The following is a 16,684-nucleotide window of genomic DNA, read 5'->3' on the forward strand; positions in this document are numbered from 1 at the left end:
AGAGTTATTGTACGTCGCCAAACAGCCCTTTCAGGAATCGCTCCAGCGCCATACGCGAGCTGAAACCGTGCGGAATACCATAATGTTCATGCGTCTCGCCGCCTAAATAGAGCGGAAATTGCTGATAATGATCGCAGGTTTTAATATCCGAGGCGGGCTCAGCAAATGACAGGCTTCTGTCTTTGAGTGTCGGGTGAATAATGAGAGCAGTACGCCCCATTCTTGCTTCACGGTTGACGTAAACATAATTCTCACCACGGCGATATCCGTACGCTTTTGATGTTACCTCATCCATGGTGAACCCTTCTTTTTCAAGAACGCGCGCCACCTCATCGGGTCGTAAATACATATCTTTTCCTCATTATCATTCCTGCCCGGCAACCTTACAGTATTCAGCATTAGCAGGGCTTTCAGAATATTCCATAAACTGCCCGATAAGCCGTGACTCGCTTCAGATATTACATTTCTGGACTAAACTAAACGGGAACACAAATTATGGAGGATCGTATGTTTAACAGACCGAACCGAAACGATATTAATGACGACACACAGGATATTCGTAACGATGTCAGCCAATTAGCGGACACGCTGGAAGCCGTATTGAAATCCTGGGGCTCTGACGCGAAGGACGAAGCAGATGCCGCGAAACGTAAGGCTCAGTCTCTGCTGCGTGAAACGCGGGCAAGGATGAATGGCCGCTCACGTACCACTCAGGCGGCCTGCGACATGGCCAGCTGCGCCACCACCTTCGTACGTGAAAAACCGCTTTGTACGTTGGGAACGGTCGCGGCGGTCGGGATTTTTGTCGGCGCCCTGCTTAGTCTGCGTAAGTAAGCGCGCGTTCTTAGCCCCGGTAGCCTCAGGCGCCGGGGCTTTTCTTTGCCTGACAACCTGAAAAAACCGTACAGCCCGCCCTGCCCCGCCAGGCTCATCATCGGGGCCTTATTAATCTGAATTTCCCATATCTTGTGTGGTTGAAACTTATATAAACTACATCTAGTATTCCCTTTAGTAAGACACACACAATATGACGCGTTTACTCGCGCCGTCCTCTCATTCTAAATGGAAATGCGAATCATGAGCATTATTATTTACACTCGTAACGATTGTGTTCAGTGCCACGCCACGAAACGGGCGATGGAGAGCCGCGGCGTGGCATTTGAGATGGTCAATATTGATCAGGTGCCCGACGCGGCAGACACCCTGCGGGCGCAGGGTTTCCATCAGCTTCCGGTTGTGGTTGCCGGCGACACCAGCTGGTCTGGCTTCCGTCCGGACATGATCAACCGCCTTGCCGCTCAGGGCGTCAGTGCATGAGCACGCTGGTCTACTTTTCCAGCAGCTCGGAAAACACGCTTCGGTTTATGGAGCGTCTCGGGCTGCCCGCGATACGCATTCCGCTGAACGAGCGGGAGCGTATTCAGGTAGACGAACCCTACATTCTGGTGGTGCCCAGCTATGGCGGTGGCGGCACCGCAGGGGCTGTGCCTCGTCAGGTGATCCGCTTTCTGAACGATCCCCATAACCGACAGCTTATTCGCGGCGTGATCGCCGCAGGCAATCGCAACTTCGGCGAGGCCTTTGCCCGCGCCGGGGATGTCATCTCTCAAAAATGCGGCGTGCCGTATCTCTATCGTTTTGAACTGATGGGGACACAGCAGGACGTAGAGAACGTGCGTAAAGGAGTGAACGAATTTTGGCAACGACAACCGCAGAGCGCGTGATTCAGGCAACGCCGGATTACCACGCATTAAACGCCATGCTAAACCTCTATGACCGGGAGGGGCGCATTCAGTTTGATAAAGATCGTGAGGCGGTGGACGCCTTTTTTGCCGCTCATGTGCGCCCGAACAGCATCGTTTTTGGCAGCCAGCAGGAACGTCTCGACTGGCTGGTAAAAGAGGGTTATTACGAAGAGCGTGTCCTGACCCGCTACGACCGCGCCTTCGTGGTGGCATTGTTTGAACGGGCGCACGCCAGCGGTTTTCGCTTCCAGACGTTTCTCGGCGCGTGGAAGTATTACACCAGCTACACCCTGAAAACCTTTGACGGCAAACGCTATTTAGAAAGCTTTGAAGATCGGGTGGTGATGGCGGCGCTGACGCTGGCGCAGGGCGATGAAGTGCTGGCCGAAAGTCTCACGGAGGAGATCCTCTCCGGCCGCTTCCAGCCCGCCACGCCAACGTTCCTTAACTGCGGGAAAGCCCAGCGCGGCGAGCTGGTCTCCTGCTTCCTGCTGCGTATTGAAGACAATATGGAGTCGATTGGCCGTGCGGTAAATTCGGCGCTACAGCTTTCGAAACGCGGCGGCGGTGTGGCATTTCTGCTTTCGAACCTGCGGGAAGCGGGCGCGCCGATTAAGCGCATCGAAAATCAGTCCTCCGGCGTCATCCCGGTGATGAAGATGCTGGAAGATGCCTTTTCGTACGCCAACCAGCTTGGCGCGCGTCAGGGCGCGGGTGCGGTTTATCTGCACGCGCACCACCCGGACATTCTGCGTTTTCTGGATACCAAACGTGAAAACGCCGATGAAAAGATCCGCATTAAAACCCTGTCGCTCGGCGTGGTGATCCCGGATATCACGTTTAAGCTGGCTAAAGAGAATGCCGACATGGCGCTCTTCTCACCGTATGATGTTGAGCGGATTTACGGCAAAGCCTTTGGCGACGTGGCGATAAGCGAGCTGTACGACGAGCTGGTGGCCGACGATCGCATTCGTAAAAAAACCATCAACGCCCGGGATTTCTTCCAGACGCTGGCTGAAATTCAGTTTGAATCCGGTTATCCGTACATCATGTACGAGGATACGGTGAACCGCGCCAACCCGATTGGCGGGCGCATCAACATGAGCAATCTGTGCTCGGAGATTTTGCAGGTCAACAGCGCGTCCAGCTACGACGAGAACCTCGACTACGCGGACGTGGGCAAGGATATCTCCTGTAACCTCGGGTCGCTGAATATTGCCCACACCATGGACTCTCCCGATTTTGGCCGCACGGTAGAGACCGCCATTCGCGGACTGACGGCGGTATCAGACATGAGCCACATCCGCAGCGTACCGTCTATTGAAGCGGGCAACGCCGCGTCGCATGCCATCGGCCTTGGGCAGATGAACCTGCACGGCTATCTGGCGCGGGAGGGCATCGCCTACGGCAGCCCCGAAGGGCTGGATTTCACCAACCTTTATTTCTACACCGTCACCTGGCATGCGGTGCATACCTCGATGATGCTGGCGCGCGAACGCCACCAGCGGTTCGCAGGCTTTGAGCAGTCCCGCTACGCCAGCGGAGAGTATTTCAGCCAGTATCTGGAAGGCGACTGGCAGCCGAAAACCGAAAAAGTACGCGCGCTGTTTGCCCGCGCTGGCATCACCCTGCCGACGCGTGAGATGTGGCAACAGCTGCGTGAAGAGGTGATGCGCTACGGCATTTATAACCAGAACCTTCAGGCGGTGCCGCCAACCGGCTCCATTTCCTATATCAATCACGCCACGTCGAGCATCCACCCCATCGTGTCGAAGATTGAAATCCGTAAGGAAGGCAAAACCGGGCGCGTCTACTACCCTGCCCCGTTTATGACCAATGAGAATCTGGCTCTGTACCAGGACGCCTATGAAATTGGCCCGGAAAAGATCATTGATACCTACGCCGAGGCGACTAAACATGTGGATCAGGGGCTGTCGCTGACGCTCTTCTTCCCGGACACCGCCACCACGCGGGATATCAACAAAGCGCAGATCTACGCCTGGAAGAAAGGCATCAAAACGCTGTACTACATTCGCCTGCGCCAGCTCGCGCTGGAAGGCACCGAAATTGAAGGCTGCGTGTCCTGCGCGCTGTAAGGAGAATGGATGAAACTGTCACGCGTAAGCGCCGTTAACTGGAACAAAATTCAGGATGATAAAGACCTGGAGGTATGGAACCGCCTGACCAGCAACTTCTGGCTGCCGGAAAAGGTGCCGCTCTCCAACGATATTCCGGCCTGGCAAACTCTGAGCCATGCCGAGCAGCAGCTGACAATCCGCGTCTTCACCGGCCTGACGCTGCTGGACACCATTCAGAATACCGTGGGTGCGCCCGCGCTGATGAGTGATGCGCTGACCCCGCACGAGGAGGCGGTAATGTCGAATATCAGCTTTATGGAGGCGGTGCATGCCCGCTCTTACAGCTCGATTTTCTCCACTCTGTGCCAGACCAGAGACGTGGACGCCGCCTACGCCTGGAGTGAAGAGAGCGCGTCATTGCAGCGCAAGGCAGATCTGGTGCTGGAATATTACCGGGCCGACGAGCCGCTGAAGAAGAAGATCGCCAGCGTATTCCTGGAATCTTTCCTCTTCTATTCCGGCTTCTGGCTGCCTATGTACTGGTCGAGCCGGGGCAAGCTCACCAACACCGCCGATTTGATTCGCCTCATCATCCGCGATGAAGCGGTACACGGGTATTACATCGGCTATAAGTACCAGAAAGGACTGGAGAAAGTCATCCCGGAAAAACGCGAGGAACTCAAAGGTTTTGCCCTCGATTTACTGATGGATCTGTATGACAACGAGCTGAGTTATACCGAGGAGCTGTACGCCGGAACGGGCTGGGAAGAGGACGTAAAAGCCTTCCTCTGCTACAACGCCAACAAGGCGCTGATGAACCTGGGCTACGAAGCGTTATTCCCACCGGAAATGGCGGAAGTGAACCCGGCGATCCTCGCGGCGCTGTCGCCCAACGCCGATGAAAACCACGACTTCTTTTCCGGGTCCGGCTCGTCGTACGTGATGGGTAAAGCGGTGGAGACGCAAGACGAGGACTGGGATTTTTAATGAATGAATTAACGTTCATTAATTAACTCTGCATTTCATTATTTCCAGCCAAATATTCCACCAGGTACTACACTGTAATTTCCCCGTCATATTCGCCTGAAACACACCGATTCAGGCGAAATTTCCCCATGCAGCAGCAAAAAATTGAGAAAAATTCAAACCGCCCTCAGCCCTTTATTCATGGGAAATTCAGCCGTTTCGCTTGCGGCAAAATTCTGGCCTTCGGCTGGCCCAGGGTTGTCTCAGATTCTGAGTATGTTAGGGTAATGCCAGTTAACTATTTACCATGGTAATCATATCGACATAAACAAATAACAGGACACTCTCTATTGCATGGCAATTAAATTAGAAGTGAAAAATCTTTATAAAGTATTTGGCGAGCACCCGCAGCGTGCTTTCAAATATATTGAGAAAGGCCTTTCGAAAGAGCAAATTCTGGAAAAAACCGGGCTATCGCTTGGCGTTAAAGACGCCAGTCTGGCCATTGAAGAAGGCGAGATTTTTGTCATCATGGGATTATCCGGTTCGGGTAAATCCACTATGGTTCGCCTTCTCAATCGCCTGATTGAACCCACCCGCGGACAGGTGCTGATTGACGGCGTTGATATCGCCAGAATAACAGACGCGGAACTCCGCGAGGTGCGCAGAAAGAAAATTGCGATGGTGTTTCAGTCATTTGCACTGATGCCGCACATGACGGTACTCGATAATACCGCCTTTGGCATGGAGTTAGCCGGTATCCCCGCTCAGGAACGTCAGGAAAAAGCCCTTGATGCACTGCGTCAGGTCGGGCTGGAAAATTATGCTCATGCGTATCCGGATGAACTCTCCGGCGGTATGCGTCAGCGTGTGGGATTAGCGCGCGCATTAGCGATTAATCCGGACATTTTATTAATGGACGAAGCCTTCTCGGCGCTCGATCCCTTAATTCGCACCGAGATGCAGGATGAACTGGTAAAATTACAGGCCAAACATCAGCGCACCATTGTTTTTATTTCTCACGATTTGGATGAAGCCATGCGTATTGGTGACCGTATCGCCATTATGCAAAATGGTGAAGTGGTGCAGGTCGGCACACCGGATGAAATTCTCAATAATCCGGCGAATGATTATGTGCGCACCTTCTTCCGCGGCGTGGATATTAGCCACGTATTCAGTGCGAAAGATATTGCCCGTCGAACACCAAACGGCATTATTCGAAAAACGCCAGGTTTTGGTCCGCGCTCCGCGCTGAAGCTGTTGCAGGACGAAGACCGTGAATACGGTTATCTGGTTGAACGCGGCAATAAATTTGTCGGCGTTGTCTCCATCGACTCCCTGAAAACCGCCCTGAGCGAAAACCAGGGAATCGATGCGGCGTTGATTGACGCTCCGCTTGCCGTGGACGCCGAAACGCCGCTCAGCGAGTTGCTCTCTCACGTGGGTCAGGCGCCGTGCGCCGTGCCGGTCGTCGGTGAAGAACAACAGTACGTTGGCATCATCTCAAAACGGATGCTGCTACAGGCTTTAGATCGCGAGGGGACAAACAATGGCTGATCAATCAAACCCATGGGGCACCACTGAAGCAGCGGACAGCGCGGCGCAATCTGCCGATGCGTGGGGTTCGACGCCTGCGCCTGCCGATGGCGGCGGCGCGGCAGACTGGCTCAACAGCGCACCGGCGCCTGCCCCAGAGCATTTCAATATTATGGATCCGTTCCACAAGACGCTGATCCCGCTGGATAGCTGGGTAACGGAGGGGATCGACTGGGTCGTTACCCACTTCCGTCCGGTGTTCCAGGGGATCCGCATCCCGGTGGATTACATCCTGAACGGCTTCCAGCAGCTGATGCTGGGCATGCCCGCGCCGGTGGCGATTATCCTGTTCTCGCTGATCGCATGGCAGTTCGGCAGCGCGGGTATGGGGATCGCCACGCTGATCTCCCTGATTGCCATCGGCGCGATTGGCGCGTGGTCTCAGGCGATGATCACCCTGGCGCTGGTGCTGACCGCCCTGCTGTTCTGCGTGGTGATCGGCCTGCCGATGGGGATCTGGCTGGCGCGCAGCCCCCGGGCCGCGAAAATTATCCGCCCGCTGCTGGATGCGATGCAGACCACGCCAGCGTTCGTTTACCTGGTGCCTATCGTGATGCTGTTCGGCATCGGTAACGTACCGGGGGTGGTCGTGACCATTATCTTCGCCCTTCCGCCAATTATTCGTCTGACCATTCTGGGCATTAACCAGGTGCCTGCGGATCTGATAGAGGCATCGCGCTCGTTCGGCGCCAGCCCGCGTCAGATGCTGTTTAAGGTTCAGCTTCCGCTGGCGATGCCGACCATTATGGCAGGTGTTAACCAGACGCTGATGCTGGCGCTGTCGATGGTGGTGATCGCCTCAATGATTGCCGTTGGCGGGTTAGGTCAGATGGTACTGCGCGGCATTGGCCGTCTCGATATGGGGCTGGCGACCGTCGGCGGCGTCGGGATTGTGATCCTCGCCATCATTCTTGACCGCCTGACCCAGGCTGTCGGTCGTGATTCACGCAGTCGCGGCAACCGTCGCTGGTACACCACCGGCCCTGTCGGGTTACTCACCCGCCCATTCACAAAGTAAGGAACAACGATGCGACATAACGTACTTTTTGCCACAGCGTTTGCGACCCTTGTCTCCACCAGCGCAGTTGCCGCTGACCTGCCGGGCAAAGGCATTACCGTGCAGCCGGTGCAGAGCACCATTTCGGAAGAGTCCTTCCAGACCCAGATTGTCAGCCGTGCGCTGGAGAAACTGGGCTATACGGTGAATACCGCCAGCGAAGTGGATTACAACGTGGGCTATACCTCTATTGCCTCCGGCGATGCCACCTTTACCGCCGTGAACTGGCAGCCGCTGCACGACGATATGTATGCCGCCGCAGGCGGTGACAAGAAATTCTACCGTGAAGGCACCTTTGTGACCGGCGCTGCGCAGGGATATTTGATCGACAAGAAAACCGCCGATAAGTATCACATCACCAATATTGAACAGCTGAAAGATCCGAAGATCGCCAAACTCTTTGATACCAACGGTGACGGTAAAGCCGACATGATGGGCTGCTCGCCGGGCTGGGGCTGTGAAGCGGTGATTAACCACCAGAACAAAGCCTTCGATCTGGCTAAGACCGTCGACGTGAGCCACGGCAATTACTCTGCGATGATGGCCGACACCATCGCCCGCTTTAAAGAAGGCAAGCCAGTGATCTACTACACCTGGACGCCGTACTGGGTGAGCGACGTGCTGAAGCCGGGCAAAGACGTGGTGTGGTTGCAGGTGCCCTTCTCTTCCCTGCCGGGCGAGCAGAAAGATATCGACACCAAACTGCCAAATGGCATGAACTATGGCTTCCCGGTGAATACCATGCATATCGTGGCGAACAAAGCCTGGGCCGAGAAAAACCCTGCGGCGGCGAAGCTGTTCTCGGTGATGAAACTGCCGCTGGCTGACATTAACGCCCAGAACGCGATGATGCACGCGGGTAAATCATCCGAAGCAGATATCAAAGGCCACGTGGATGGCTGGATCAAAGCCCACCAGCAGCAGTTCGATGGCTGGGTGAAAGAGGCGCTTGAGGCGCAGAAGTAAAGTACTTTCCCCTCACCCCAGCCCTCTCCCGAAGGGAGAGGGTGTTAGCGTTCCCTCTCCCTTCGGGAGAGGGTTAGGGTGAGGGGCTTAACCGCACAAACACACACATAACAATTCCCCAACATTCACCATCATTGGTTATTATGTTTCCGGAAAAATAATCACTTAACTCACGATTCCTGAAACTAATGACAAAAACAACTCAAGGGCTTAGCCCCGCACTCATCCTTTTAATGTCCGTGGCAACGGGTCTGGCCGTCGCCAGCAACTATTACGCACAACCACTGCTCGACACCATCGCACGCGCCTTCGATCTTTCAGCCAGCTCCGCCGGCTTTATTGTCACCGCAGCACAGCTCGGCTATGCGGCCGGGCTGCTGTTCCTGGTGCCATTAGGCGATATGTTTGAGCGCCGGATGCTTATCGTCTCCATGACGCTGCTGGCGGCGGGCGGAATGTTGATCACCGCCAGCAGCCAGTCGTTAACGATGATGATTATCGGCACCGCGCTGACGGGGCTGTTCTCGGTGGTGGCGCAAATTCTGGTTCCCCTCGCCGCGACGCTGGCTTCCCCGGAAAAACGCGGCAAAGTGGTCGGTACTATCATGAGCGGCCTGCTGCTGGGCATCCTGCTGGCGCGAACCGTTGCCGGGCTGCTGGCGAGCCTCGGCGGCTGGCGCACCGTTTACTGGGTGGCGAGCGTGCTGATGCTTATCATGGCGCTGGCCCTGTGGCGCGGCCTGCCAAAGGTGAAGCAGGAAAATCACCTGAACTATCCGCAGCTCCTCGCCTCCGTTTTCAGCCTTTTCACCCGGGATAAACTCCTGCGCACGCGCGCCATTCTGGGGTGTCTCACCTTCGCCAACTTCAGCATCTTATGGACGTCGATGGCGTTTCTGCTCGCCGCGCCACCGTTTAACTACTCAGAAGGCGTGATTGGCCTGTTCGGGCTGGCAGGCGCGGCTGGCGCACTGGGCGCGCGCCCGGCGGGTGGGCTGGCCGATAAAGGTAAATCTCATATGACCACCTCCGCAGGGCTGGTTTTACTCCTGCTCTCCTGGGCGGCCATCTGGTACGGACACGTCTCCGTGCTGGCGCTGATTGTCGGTATTCTGGTGCTAGACCTCACCGTGCAGGGCGTACACATCACCAACCAGACCGTGATTTACCGCGTGAAGCCGGACGCCCGTAACCGTCTGACGGCCGGGTACATGACCAGCTACTTTATCGGCGGCGCGGCGGGCTCGCTCATCTCAGCCTCCGCCTGGCAGCATGCGGGCTGGACGGGAGTGTGCGCCATCGGCGCCATCGTCGCGGCGATAAATCTGCTGGTATGGTGGCGCGGCTATCACCGTCAGGAAGCAATTCACTAAGTTTTACATTGCTTTGGGTCCCCTGGGGTGTAAAGGGGGCCTGCATCTGTTAAGGTAACAGCAATCATTTATCCCAGAAATTTTACTGTGGGTGACATATTTACTACCGGCATGAATAGTTCAGACCCCTGTCCTCACATCCCCTCTTTCGCGGGTACACACCCCACACTCTCTGTGCTCACCGGGTCACGGATTTACCCGGCGCTTTCTGATGGTGACATACGTTTGGCGGATATAACCGCACAAATAATTCATTTACATTATTTGTCACTGTCGTTACTATATCGGCTGTAATTAATGAGGTTATGCCCAAAATGGATAGTTCGTTTACGCCCATTGAACAAATGCTTAAGTTCCGCGCCAGTCGTCATGAGGACTTCCCGTATCAGGAAATTCTGCTGACCCGCCTGTGCATGCACATGCAGGGTAAGCTGCTGGAAAATCGTAACAAGATGCTGAAAGCGCAAGGGATTAACGAGACGTTGTTTATGGCGTTGATTACGCTGGAGTCTCAGGAAAATCACAGCATTCAGCCATCGGAACTGAGCTGTGCGCTGGGGTCATCCCGTACCAATGCAACCCGTATCGCGGATGAACTGGAAAAGCGCGGCTGGATTGAACGCCGTGAAAGCGATAACGATCGCCGCTGCCTGCATCTGCAACTGACCGAGAAAGGTCACGAATTCTTGCGCGAAGTGCTGCCACCGCAGCACAACTGCCTGCACCAGCTCTGGTCTGCCCTCAGCACCGCCGAGCGCGACCAGCTTGAGCATATTACTCGCAAGCTGCTCACCCGTCTGGACCAGATGGATGAAGATGGCGTCATCCTTGAGGCGCTGCGCTAACGCGACGATCCGCTCAACATTCCAGATTGCTAAAAAGAAAAACTGACAGGCCAGCACGTGAAACTGCTGGCCTTTCTGACAACAGGTCGGCTCAGCCGATGTGAAAATAAAAAGATCGTGGAGAACAACAATGAGCGCAAATGCGGAGAACACCCCCCCGCAGCAACCGGTCAACAAAAAGGGCAAACGTAAGAGCGCCCTTATTCTGCTGACCTTGCTCTTTATTATTATTGCCGTGGCATATGGGATCTATTGGTTTTTAGTCTTGCGTCATGTTGAAGAGACAGACGATGCATACGTGGCAGGGAATCAGGTTCAAATCATGGCCCAGGTGTCAGGCAGCGTGACGAAAGTCTGGGCTGATAACACCGACTTTGTGAAAAAAGGCGATGTGCTGGTCACGCTCGATCCAACCGACGCCCAACAGGCTTTTGAAAAAGCACAGACGGCTCTGGCCTCCAGCGTTCGCCAGACCCGCCAGCTGATGATCAACAGCAAGCAGCTTCAGGCCAATATCGACGTGCAGAAAACGGCGCTGGCTCAGGCGCAGAGCGACCTCAATCGTCGTGTTCCTCTCGGCACCGCCAACCTGATTGGCCGTGAAGAGTTGCAGCACGCCCGCGATGCGGTGGCCAGCGCACAGGCGCAGCTGGACGTGGCGATCCAACAGTACAACGCTAATCAGGCGATGGTGCTGGGTACTTCTCTGGAAAACCAGCCGGCGGTGAAACAGGCGGCGACCGAAGTGCGTAACGCATGGCTTGCCCTGCAACGTACCAAAATCGTCAGCCCGATGACCGGCTACGTTTCCCGTCGTTCCGTACAGCCAGGGGCGCAGATTAGCACCACCACGCCGCTGATGGCGGTAGTTCCGGCGAACAATCTGTGGGTCGATGCGAACTTCAAAGAGACCCAGCTGGCGCATATGCGTATCGGCCAAACCGCAACTGTGGTCAGCGATATTTACGGCGATGACATCAAGTACACCGGGAAAGTGGTCGGTCTGGACATGGGGACCGGCAGCGCGTTTAGCCTGCTGCCTGCACAGAACGCCACCGGCAACTGGATCAAAGTGGTACAGCGCTTGCCTGTGCGTATCGAACTGGATCCTAAGCAGCTGGCAGACCATCCGCTGCGAATTGGCCTTTCCACGCTGGTGACGGTCGATACCGCCAACCGCGACGGTCAGATCCTCGCAAGCCAGGTGCGCAGTACGCCAGCTTATGAAAGTAACGCCCGTGAAATTAGCCTCGATCCGGTCAATAAGCTGATCGATGACATCGTGAAGGCAAACGCCGGTTAAGCCGAAGGTGAGCGTTATGCAACAGCAAAAGCCGCAAAAACCGCTGGAGGGGGCGCAACTGGTCATTATGACCATTGCGCTGTCGCTGGCGACATTCATGCAGGTGCTGGACTCCACCATCGCAAACGTGGCGATCCCTACGATCGCCGGGAACCTTGGCTCATCGCTGAGCCAGGGGACCTGGGTCATTACCTCGTTCGGGGTGGCGAACGCCATCTCCATTCCCATCACCGGCTGGCTGGCGAAGCGCGTCGGTGAAGTGAAGCTGTTCCTTTGGTCGACGATCCTGTTCGTGCTGGCCTCCTGGGCCTGCGGCATGTCCAGTAGCCTGACGATGCTGATTTTCTTCCGCGTCATCCAGGGGATTGTCGCCGGGCCGTTGATTCCGCTGTCGCAGAGTTTGCTGCTGAACAACTATCCGCCCGCCAAACGCTCCATCGCGCTCGCGCTGTGGTCGATGACGGTGATTGTCGCCCCAATTTGCGGGCCAATCCTCGGCGGCTATATCAGCGATAACTATCACTGGGGCTGGATCTTCTTCATCAACGTGCCCATCGGTGCGCTGGTGGTACTGATGACGCTACAGTCTTTGCGTGGTCGCGAAACGCGGACTGAACAGCGGCGGATCGACGGCATCGGGCTGGCACTGCTGGTTGTCGGCATCGGCAGCCTGCAAATCATGCTCGACCGCGGCAAAGAGCTGGACTGGTTCGCCTCTACGGAAATCATCGTGCTGACGGTGGTCGCTGTGGTGGCCATCAGCTTCCTGATTGTCTGGGAGCTGACGGACGATAACCCGATAGTCGACCTCTCGTTGTTTAAATCGCGAAACTTCACCATCGGCTGCCTGTGTATCAGCCTCGCCTATATGCTCTACTTCGGCGCGATTGTTCTGCTGCCGCAGCTGTTGCAGGAGGTGTACGGCTATACCGCAACCTGGGCGGGGCTGGCCTCCGCGCCGGTGGGGTTAATTCCGGTTCTGCTGTCGCCGATTATTGGCCGTTTCGCCCATAAGCTCGACATGCGCAGGCTGGTGACGTTCAGCTTCATCATGTACGCCGTGTGCTTCTACTGGCGCGCGTATACGTTTGAACCGGGAATGGACTTTGGCGCCTCCGCGTGGCCACAGTTTATTCAGGGCTTCGCCGTAGCGTGCTTCTTCATGCCGCTAACCACCATTACGCTTTCCGGCTTGCCGCCTGAGCGGATGGCGGCGGCATCGAGCCTGTCGAACTTCACCCGTACGCTGGCGGGCTCCATCGGGACATCGATCACCACCACGCTGTGGACCAACCGGGAATCGATGCACCATGCTCAACTCACCGAAGCGGTGAACCCGTTCAACCCTAACGCTCAGCAGATGTATAGCCAGCTTGAGGGGATGGGGATGACGGAGCAGCAGGCGTCCGGCTGGCTTGCCCAGCAGATCACCAACCAGGGGCTGATTATCTCGGCAAACGAGATTTTCTGGATATCGGCGGGGATCTTTATCGTCCTGCTGGGGCTGGTGTGGTTTGCCAAACCACCGTTTGGGGCCGGTAGCGGGGGCGGTGGGGCGCATTAGCCCTCATTACAGGACGCCTTACCCGGCCTACGATCGTAGGCCCGGTAAGCGCAGCGCCACCGGGCAACTTCTACGGTTGTCCAAAACGCGACAGCGATTGTCAGTTCCGATAAAGCAGCGCGCCTGAAATCGATTCACGATAGTGAAAAGACAACAGGAGCGCACCATGCTGAACACACCCGCCGACAAATACCAGCCTTACCCCACCCTTTCGTTGCCCGACCGCCGCTGGCCGGAGCAGATTATCACCTGCGCCCCGCGCTGGCTCTCGACCGACTTACGCGACGGTAACCAGGCGCTGGCCGAGCCGATGGACAGCGCGCGCAAGCTGCAATTCTGGGATCTGCTGCTGACCTGCGGGTTTAAAGAAATAGAAGTCGCCTTCCCGTCCGCCTCGCAGACGGACTTTAATTTTGTACGTCAGCTGATTGAGGAGAACCGCATCCCGGATGACGTCACCATTCAGGTGTTAACGCAGGCGCGGGACGATCTTATCCATCGCACTTTCGACTCCCTGCGCGGCGCGAAGCAGGCCACCGTTCACCTGTATAACGCTACCGCCCCGCTGTTCCGCCGTCTGGTATTCGGCATGGAGAAAGCGCAAATCGTCGAGCTGGCGACGCGCGCGACGCGCCTGATTCGTCAGCTGTGTGAAGAGAACCCTGACACCCGCTGGCAGTACGAATACTCCCCGGAAACCTTCTGCTTTACCGAACCGGAGTTTGCGCTGGAGATTTGTGAAGCCGTGGCGGAGATCTGGCAGCCGTGCGCGGCGCGTCCGATGATCGTCAACCTGCCCGCTACCGTCGAAGTGAGCACGCCGAACGTCTATGCTGACCAGATCGAGTATTTCTGCCGCCACTTCAGCCGCCGCAGTGACGTCTGTATCAGCGTACATCCGCATAACGATCGCGGAACGGGCGTCGCCAGCGCGGAGCTGGCCGTCATGGCCGGGGCTGACCGCGTGGAGGGCTGCCTGTTTGGCAACGGTGAGCGCACGGGCAACGTCTGCCTGGTGACGCTGGCGATGAACCTCTACAGCCAGGGCATTAGCCCGAATCTGGATTTCAGCGATATGAATCGGGTGGTTGAAACGGCAGAAACCTGCAACCAGCTGCCCGTCCATCCGCGCCATCCGTGGGCGGGTCGTCTGGCTTACACCGCCTTCTCCGGCTCGCACCAGGATGCCATCAAGAAAGGTTTCGATGCCCGTAAGCCTGGCGAACGTTGGGAGATGCCCTATCTGCCCGTCGACCCGCAGGATATTGGCTGTACCTATGAAGCGGTGATCCGCGTGAACAGCCAGTCAGGAAAAAGCGGAAGCGCCTGGCTTATTGAGCAAAACCACGGCCTGAAATTGCCTCGCGCCCTGCAACAGGATTTTAGCCAGCACGTGCAGCAGGAAACGGATAACCATGGAAAAGAGATGACGCAGAATGCGCTCTGGCAGCTGTTCCGCGCCCGTTACGGCCTGGTGGCGAGCCCGCCATTAGCGCTGCAATCGTACCGCAGCGACAGCCAGCAGGACGGCCAGCTGCGGCTGACGGCAAGCGTCGCCACGCATGGGGGCACCCGCCAGCTGGAAGGCCAGGGAAACGGTTTGCTCTCCGCCGCCGCTCACGGCTTAAGCCGCTGGATCAACGCGTCGTTTGTGATCAAGGATTATCACGAACATACGTTAGGCGAACGCAGCGACAGCCGCTCGGTGGCCTATATCCGCTGCCTGTTCCAGGATGGGACCAGCCGCTGGGGCGTGGGCATCGACAGCGACGTGGCACGCGCGTCGATTCAGGCGCTTTTTAACGCGGTCAGTCGTTCCTGAAGTAATCGCTGGGTGAGAGACCCATTACCCGGCGAAACATTGCCGTAAAGGCGCTGTGGCTGCCATACCCCAGATCCAGCGCCACGCGTAATACCGGCTGGCCCTGCGCCAGCCGCACTAAGGCTTCCAGCAGTCGCGCCCTTCTCACCCACTCGCCGTAGCTCAGGCCTGTCTGCTGCTGAAAATGACGGTTCAGCGTGCGTTCGCTCATCCCCACAATACCTGCGGCCTGGGCGCTGCTCCAGCTTTCTCCCGGGGCCATTCGAATCTGCTGGCAGAGATGGCGCAGCGCTTCGCTTTCCGGCTCGGGCAGGTGAAACGGCAGCACCGGCATGAGACGAATTTCATCGAGGATCAGCTCATAAACACGTTCATCGCGGCTTCCGGGTGCGTAAGATTCAGGAAGCGTAAGGGAGGTCAGGATCAGCTCGCGCAGCAGGGGCGAGATCTGCACGATCTGGCAGGTCGCCGGGAGATCGGCGCGCGCCAGCGGGTCGATAAACAGCGTGCGGGCGGCAACGTTGCCGGTGATGCGCAGGGCGTGCTGCGTACCCGCAGGTAGCCAGACGCCGCGACCGGGCGGCACCACCCAGCAGCCGGATGCGGTATCCACCCGCACGACGCCGGTGAGGCTGTGCAGGAGCTGCGCGCAGTCGTGCTGATGCCACGGCTCGCTGTCGCCATGAGCATAATCATGCGAAAACGGCACAAGCGGGCGATGGGTAAAGGAGAAGGTGGTGGTTGTCGTCATCAGGATTGTAGGCCCGGTCAGCGAAGCGCCACCGGGCATCCACAGGCACGATACTAAATGTGCAGTTCCTGAAGTTTTTCTTTTGGCAGGGCCAGCTCGTCGTTGCTGTTTACACGAACATCACGTTCGATGATATGACGGGCAATCTCCTGAGCTTCTTCCAGAGAGTGCATCTGGTAAGTGCCGCACTGGTAAACGTTCAGCTCAGGGATCTGGTTCTGCTCTTTCACCTTCAGCACGTCTTCCATCGCCGCTTTCCACGCATCCGCGACGCGTTTCTCTTCAGGCTGACCAATCAGGCTCATGTAGAAACCGGTGCGGCAGCCCATCGGAGAGATATCGATGATCTCCACGCCGTTGCCGTTCAGGTGGTCGCGCATGAATCCGGCGAACAGGTGTTCCAGCGTGTGAATGCCTTTCTCTGGCATCACTTCTTTATTCGGCACGCAGAAGCGCAGGTCGAAAACGGTGATCGTGTCGCCGTGCGGCGTGTTCATGGTCTTCGCCACGCGGACTGCTGGTGCTTCCATACGGGTATGGTCGACAGTAAAGCTATCTAATAACGGCATACGTCACCTCCGATAGTGATTTTTTTTAAAATAAACTGAACTCTTCTAC

Annotated in this window: 16 protein-coding genes; 13 read left to right on the top strand and 3 right to left on the bottom strand. The window is 56.6% G+C overall.

The genetic code is table 11. The annotated features are described in order from the left end of the window. Window positions 1-4: 4 nt before the first annotated feature. Window positions 5-349, bottom strand: a complete 345-nt coding sequence (locus ACOTXL_RS13345; RefSeq protein WP_006811693.1) for a DUF2002 family protein — start codon at window positions 347-349, stop codon at window positions 5-7. 158 nt (window positions 350-507) lie between these two features. On the opposite strand from ACOTXL_RS13345, the gene ACOTXL_RS13350 reads away from it, so the two are divergent. The 13 genes from ACOTXL_RS13350 (at window position 508) to leuA (ending at window position 15,315) form a co-directional block, all read left to right on the top strand. After that, entirely contained in the window at window positions 508-834 is a 327-nt protein-coding gene (locus ACOTXL_RS13350) for a DUF883 domain-containing protein (protein WP_017382769.1), read from the top strand. 243 nt (window positions 835-1,077) lie between these two features. After that, window positions 1,078-1,317 carry a glutaredoxin-like protein NrdH gene (nrdH, locus tag ACOTXL_RS13355; RefSeq protein WP_045351101.1) on the top strand — a complete coding sequence of 80 codons (240 nt, stop codon included), beginning with the start codon at window positions 1,078-1,080 and terminating at the stop codon, window positions 1,315-1,317. Then, entirely contained in the window at window positions 1,314-1,724 is a 411-nt protein-coding gene (gene nrdI, locus ACOTXL_RS13360; RefSeq protein WP_003862188.1) for a class Ib ribonucleoside-diphosphate reductase assembly flavoprotein NrdI, read from the top strand. Before nrdH ends, nrdI begins: the two co-directional genes overlap by 4 nt. Then, window positions 1,697-3,841 carry a class 1b ribonucleoside-diphosphate reductase subunit alpha gene (gene nrdE, locus ACOTXL_RS13365; RefSeq protein WP_045351100.1) on the top strand — a complete coding sequence of 715 codons (2,145 nt, stop codon included), beginning with the start codon at window positions 1,697-1,699 and terminating at the stop codon, window positions 3,839-3,841. The genes nrdI and nrdE overlap by 28 nt, the downstream gene beginning before the upstream one ends. Before the next feature lie 9 nt (window positions 3,842-3,850). Continuing rightward, the gene (nrdF, locus tag ACOTXL_RS13370) at window positions 3,851-4,810 is read left to right on the top strand and encodes a class 1b ribonucleoside-diphosphate reductase subunit beta (protein ID WP_032660089.1); all 960 of its coding nucleotides are present in this window, start codon (window positions 3,851-3,853) and stop codon (window positions 4,808-4,810) included. 333 nt (window positions 4,811-5,143) lie between these two features. Beyond that, window positions 5,144-6,346, top strand: coding sequence for a glycine betaine/L-proline ABC transporter ATP-binding protein ProV (proV, locus tag ACOTXL_RS13375; RefSeq protein WP_045351099.1), 1,203 nt, complete (start codon window positions 5,144-5,146; stop codon window positions 6,344-6,346). Further along, complete coding sequence (gene proW / locus ACOTXL_RS13380) at window positions 6,339-7,403, top strand: glycine betaine/L-proline ABC transporter permease ProW (protein WP_015571659.1); 1,065 nt, start codon at window positions 6,339-6,341, stop codon at window positions 7,401-7,403. The genes proV and proW overlap by 8 nt, the downstream gene beginning before the upstream one ends. Window positions 7,404-7,412: 9 nt before the next feature. Then, entirely contained in the window at window positions 7,413-8,408 is a 996-nt protein-coding gene (gene proX, locus ACOTXL_RS13385) for a glycine betaine/L-proline ABC transporter substrate-binding protein ProX (RefSeq protein WP_017382774.1), read from the top strand. A 188-nt stretch (window positions 8,409-8,596) separates the two neighbouring features. Then, a complete protein-coding gene (locus tag ACOTXL_RS13390) occupies window positions 8,597-9,781 on the top strand; it encodes an MFS transporter (RefSeq protein WP_022651721.1) in 1,185 nt (394 codons plus the stop codon). Window positions 9,782-10,095: 314 nt separating this feature from the next. Then, a complete protein-coding gene (emrR, locus tag ACOTXL_RS13395) occupies window positions 10,096-10,626 on the top strand; it encodes a multidrug efflux transporter EmrAB transcriptional repressor EmrR (protein WP_017694792.1) in 531 nt (176 codons plus the stop codon). Between the two features lie 130 nt (window positions 10,627-10,756). After that, window positions 10,757-11,929, top strand: coding sequence for a multidrug efflux MFS transporter periplasmic adaptor subunit EmrA (emrA, locus tag ACOTXL_RS13400; RefSeq protein WP_022651722.1), 1,173 nt, complete (start codon window positions 10,757-10,759; stop codon window positions 11,927-11,929). Window positions 11,930-11,945: 16 nt separating this feature from the next. Next, on the top strand, window positions 11,946-13,493 hold the full coding sequence (gene emrB / locus ACOTXL_RS13405) for a multidrug efflux MFS transporter permease subunit EmrB (protein WP_006811709.1): 1,548 nt from the start codon (window positions 11,946-11,948) through the stop codon (window positions 13,491-13,493). 166 nt (window positions 13,494-13,659) lie between these two features. Next, window positions 13,660-15,315: a 2-isopropylmalate synthase gene (gene leuA / locus ACOTXL_RS13410; protein WP_045351098.1), complete on the top strand. Its 1,656-nt coding sequence runs from the start codon at window positions 13,660-13,662 to the stop codon at window positions 15,313-15,315. Here leuA and ACOTXL_RS13415 read toward each other — a convergent pair. Next, window positions 15,302-16,066 carry an AraC family transcriptional regulator gene (locus ACOTXL_RS13415; RefSeq protein WP_003862181.1) on the bottom strand — a complete coding sequence of 255 codons (765 nt, stop codon included), beginning with the start codon at window positions 16,064-16,066 and terminating at the stop codon, window positions 15,302-15,304. The genes leuA and ACOTXL_RS13415 overlap by 14 nt on opposite strands. 53 nt (window positions 16,067-16,119) lie before the next feature. Next, window positions 16,120-16,635: an S-ribosylhomocysteine lyase gene (gene luxS, locus ACOTXL_RS13420; protein ID WP_003862180.1), complete on the bottom strand. Its 516-nt coding sequence runs from the start codon at window positions 16,633-16,635 to the stop codon at window positions 16,120-16,122. Window positions 16,636-16,684: the final 49 nt, after the last annotated feature.

It is taken from the genome of Enterobacter cloacae complex sp. IR5402 (genome assembly GCF_049238125.1).
Lineage (GTDB): Bacteria > Pseudomonadota > Gammaproteobacteria > Enterobacterales > Enterobacteriaceae > Enterobacter > Enterobacter hormaechei_C.

Bases quoted from the DNA above. Each gene is read 5' to 3' on its own strand.
- ACOTXL_RS13345 (WP_006811693.1), bottom strand. From the start codon at position 349: ATGTATTTACGACCCGATGAGGTGGCGCGCGTTCTTGAAAAAGAAGGG.
- ACOTXL_RS13350 (WP_017382769.1), top strand. From the start codon at position 508: ATGTTTAACAGACCGAACCGAAACGATATTAATGACGACACACAGGAT.
- nrdH (WP_045351101.1), top strand. From the start codon at position 1,078: ATGAGCATTATTATTTACACTCGTAACGATTGTGTTCAGTGCCACGCC.
- nrdI (WP_003862188.1), top strand. From the start codon at position 1,314: ATGAGCACGCTGGTCTACTTTTCCAGCAGCTCGGAAAACACGCTTCGG.
- nrdF (WP_032660089.1), top strand. From the start codon at position 3,851: ATGAAACTGTCACGCGTAAGCGCCGTTAACTGGAACAAAATTCAGGAT.
- proV (WP_045351099.1), top strand. From the start codon at position 5,144: ATGGCAATTAAATTAGAAGTGAAAAATCTTTATAAAGTATTTGGCGAG.
- proW (WP_015571659.1), top strand. From the start codon at position 6,339: ATGGCTGATCAATCAAACCCATGGGGCACCACTGAAGCAGCGGACAGC.
- proX (WP_017382774.1), top strand. From the start codon at position 7,413: ATGCGACATAACGTACTTTTTGCCACAGCGTTTGCGACCCTTGTCTCC.
- ACOTXL_RS13390 (WP_022651721.1), top strand. From the start codon at position 8,597: ATGACAAAAACAACTCAAGGGCTTAGCCCCGCACTCATCCTTTTAATG.
- emrR (WP_017694792.1), top strand. From the start codon at position 10,096: ATGGATAGTTCGTTTACGCCCATTGAACAAATGCTTAAGTTCCGCGCC.
- emrA (WP_022651722.1), top strand. From the start codon at position 10,757: ATGAGCGCAAATGCGGAGAACACCCCCCCGCAGCAACCGGTCAACAAA.
- emrB (WP_006811709.1), top strand. From the start codon at position 11,946: ATGCAACAGCAAAAGCCGCAAAAACCGCTGGAGGGGGCGCAACTGGTC.
- leuA (WP_045351098.1), top strand. From the start codon at position 13,660: ATGCTGAACACACCCGCCGACAAATACCAGCCTTACCCCACCCTTTCG.
- ACOTXL_RS13415 (WP_003862181.1), bottom strand. From the start codon at position 16,066: ATGACGACAACCACCACCTTCTCCTTTACCCATCGCCCGCTTGTGCCG.
- luxS (WP_003862180.1), bottom strand. From the start codon at position 16,635: ATGCCGTTATTAGATAGCTTTACTGTCGACCATACCCGTATGGAAGCA.